The 2,874-nt window shown below is 67.5% G+C and carries 3 protein-coding genes; all 3 read left to right on the top strand.

All coding sequences use genetic code 11. The features are described 5' to 3' along the window. On the top strand, positions 1-669 hold a 669-nt coding region (locus tag QZ378_RS12585), incomplete at its 5' end, for a glucosamine-6-phosphate isomerase (protein ID WP_291258515.1). Positions 670-679: 10 nt separating this feature from the next. Continuing rightward, on the top strand, positions 680-1,837 hold the full coding sequence (gene nagA / locus QZ378_RS12580) for an N-acetylglucosamine-6-phosphate deacetylase (protein WP_291258514.1): 1,158 nt from the start codon (positions 680-682) through the stop codon (positions 1,835-1,837). 33 nt (positions 1,838-1,870) lie between these two features. Next, positions 1,871-2,874, top strand: a 1,004-nt coding sequence (locus QZ378_RS12575; RefSeq protein WP_291258513.1) for a class II fructose-bisphosphate aldolase, incomplete at its 3' end; no start/stop codon positions are given.

Genomic DNA, 2,874 nt, shown 5'->3' with positions numbered 1-2,874 from the left:
ACCGTCTTCATCTGCCCGGTGGGCCCGGTGGGCCAGTACCCCATCTTTGTCCGCCTGGTGAACCGGGAGAAGCTGTCCCTCAGGAACTGCTGGTTCATCAACATGGACGAGTACCTGACCGACGACGGCCAGTGGATCGACCAGAACGACCCCCTGTCCTTCCGGGGCTTCATGGCCCGGAACGTGTACGGCAAAATCGACCCGGAGCTGCTCATGCCCGAGGAGCAGCGGGTGTTCCCCGACCCCAGCGACCTGGGCCGCATTCCCGCCCTCATTGAGGAGCTGGGCGGCGTGGACATCGCCTTCGGCGGCATCGGCATCACCGGCCACCTGGCCTTCAACGAGCCCCAGCCGGAGCTGACCCCCGAGCAGTTCGCCCAGCTGCCCACCCGGGTGCTGGACATCCACCCGGAGACCCGGGCCACCAACTGCGTGGGCGATCTGGGCGGCGCCCTGGAGGACATGCCCCACAAGTGCGTCACCATCGGCATGAAAGAGATCCTGGGGGCCAGGAAGCTGCGCCTGGGCGTGTTCCGGGACTGGCACCGGGCCGTGTGCCGCCGGGCGGCCTACGGCGAGGTGACCGCCGCCTTCCCCGCCACCCTGGCCCAGAAGCACCCCAACGCCCTGCTGTATGTCAACAGCGTGGCCGCCGGCCAGGCCTATTGAGGAGCGCGCCATGGACAATTCCTTCTATCTGAAAAACGGCGCGGTTCTGTGGAACGGCGCCTTCACCCCGGTGGATCTGGCGGTGGAGGACGGGGCCATCACCGCCGTCACCCACGGCTATCACAATGAGAAGAACCTGCCCGAGGTGGACGCCGCCGGGTGCAAGGTCCTGCCCGGCTTCCTGGATCTCCACACCCACGGGGCCGCCGGGGTGGACGTGAACGCCGCCGACGCCGAGGGCCTGCGCACCATCGGCCGGTTCTTCGCCAGCCAGGGGGTCACCGGCTGGCTGTGCTCGGTGCTCACCGACACGCCGGAGCAGACCCTCTGGTGCATGGAGCAGGCCCGGCAGGTCATCGAGGGCGGCCCCTACGACGGGGCGGCCCTGCTGGGCGTCCACCTGGAGGGGCCCTGCCTGTCCTCCGAGTACAAGGGCGCCATGCCGGAGCACCTGCTGATGCACACCGCCGACGCGGAGCTCTTTGCCCAATATCAGAAGGCCTCCGGCGGACACGTGCGCTACACCACCCTGGCCCCCGAGATCCCCGGTGTGCCCGAGCTGATCCCCCGCCTCAACGCCATGGGCATCGTGTGCGCCATGGGCCACAGCGGCGCGGGCTATGACCAGTGCGTGGCCTGCGTGGAGGCGGGCGTCCGCTCCACCACCCACCTGGGCAACGCCATGCGCCTGTTCCATCAGCACGACCCGGCCATCTTCGGCGTGGCCCTGGAGAGCGACGTGTATGTGGAGGCCATCTGCGACGGCCGCCACCTCCACCCGGGCACCGTGCGGCTCTACCTGAAAACCAAGGGGTATGACCGGGTGATCGCCGTCACCGACTCCATCATGGCCGCCGGCCTGCCCGACGGCAACTACAAGCTGGGGGTCAACGACGTGATTGTGGAGGACGGGGACGCCAAGCTGCCCAACGGCGTCCGGGCCGGCTCCACCCTCACCCTGGCCCAGGCCCTGCGCAACCTGATGGCCTTTACCGGAGAGGGGGCGGAGACCGTCTCCCGCCTCATGACCGCCAACCCCGCCCGGCTCATGGGCTGGTCCTCCAAGGGGAGGCTGGACGTGGGCCGTGACGCCGACCTGGTCCTGATGGACAAAGATTACCAGGTGGTCCGCACCGTGGTGGGCGGGCGCACCGTGTACACCAGATAACCGAACAACCGAACAACCGAAAGGAGAATTCATATGCCTCTCGTACCTCTGCGTCCCGTGCTGGACGCCACTGTGAAATACGGCTACGCCCAGGGGGCCTTCAACGTCAACGCGGTGGCCCAGGCCGAGGCCGTCATCGCCGTCCACGAGATGTTCCGCTCCCCCGCCATCCTGCAGGGGGCCGACCTGGCCAACGCCTTCATGGGCGGCCGGGTGGACTTCCAGAATGGCACCCTGGAGGACAAGAAGAAGGGGGCCCGCAACATCGCCGAGGCGGTGAAGAAGTTCGCGGTGAACAGCCCCATCCCCGTGGTGCTCCACCTGGACCACGGCAAGAACTTCGACTCCTGCGTGGCCGCCATCGAGGGGGGCTACACCTCCGTCATGATCGACGGCTCCTCCCTGCCCTTTGACGAGAACGTGGAGCTGACCCGCGAGGTGGTCAAGTACGCCCACGCCCGGGGCGTGTCCGTGGAGGGCGAGCTGGGCGTGCTGGCCGGCGTGGAGGACCACGTGTTCGCCGCCAACTCCACCTACACCAATCCCCTGTCCGCCATCGAGTTCTTCAAGAAGACCGGGGTGGACGCCCTGGCCATCAGCTACGGCACCATGCACGGTGCCAGCAAGGGCAAGAACGTGAAGCTGCGCCGCGAGATCCCCATCGCCATCAAGGAGTGCATGAACCACGAGGGCATCCAGGGCGCCCTGGTGTCCCACGGCTCCTCCACCGTGCCCCGCTACATCGTGGACGAGATCAACGCCCTGGGCGGCAGCATCCAGAACGCCTACGGCATCTCCAAGGAGGAGCTGAAGGCTGCCATCCCCTGCGGCATCAGCAAGATCAACGTGGACACCGACATCCGCCTGGCCGTCACCCGCAACTTCCGGGAGCTGTTCCGGGACTGCCCCGAGCTGAAGGACGACCCCAAGGTGGGCGGCATCTGGAAGCTGCTGGACGAGAAGCGGGACGCCTTTGATCCCCGGGCCTTCCTGGCCCCCATCATGGACACCGTCATGTACGGCACCGGCGACGAGGG

It is taken from the genome of Flavonifractor sp. (assembly GCF_019422385.1).
Lineage (GTDB): Bacteria > Bacillota > Clostridia > Oscillospirales > Oscillospiraceae > Flavonifractor > Flavonifractor avistercoris.
This window is presented reverse-complemented; position numbering and strand designations above follow the sequence as displayed.

Bases quoted from the DNA above. Each gene is read 5' to 3' on its own strand.
- nagA (WP_291258514.1), top strand. From the start codon at position 680: ATGGACAATTCCTTCTATCTGAAAAACGGCGCGGTTCTGTGGAACGGC.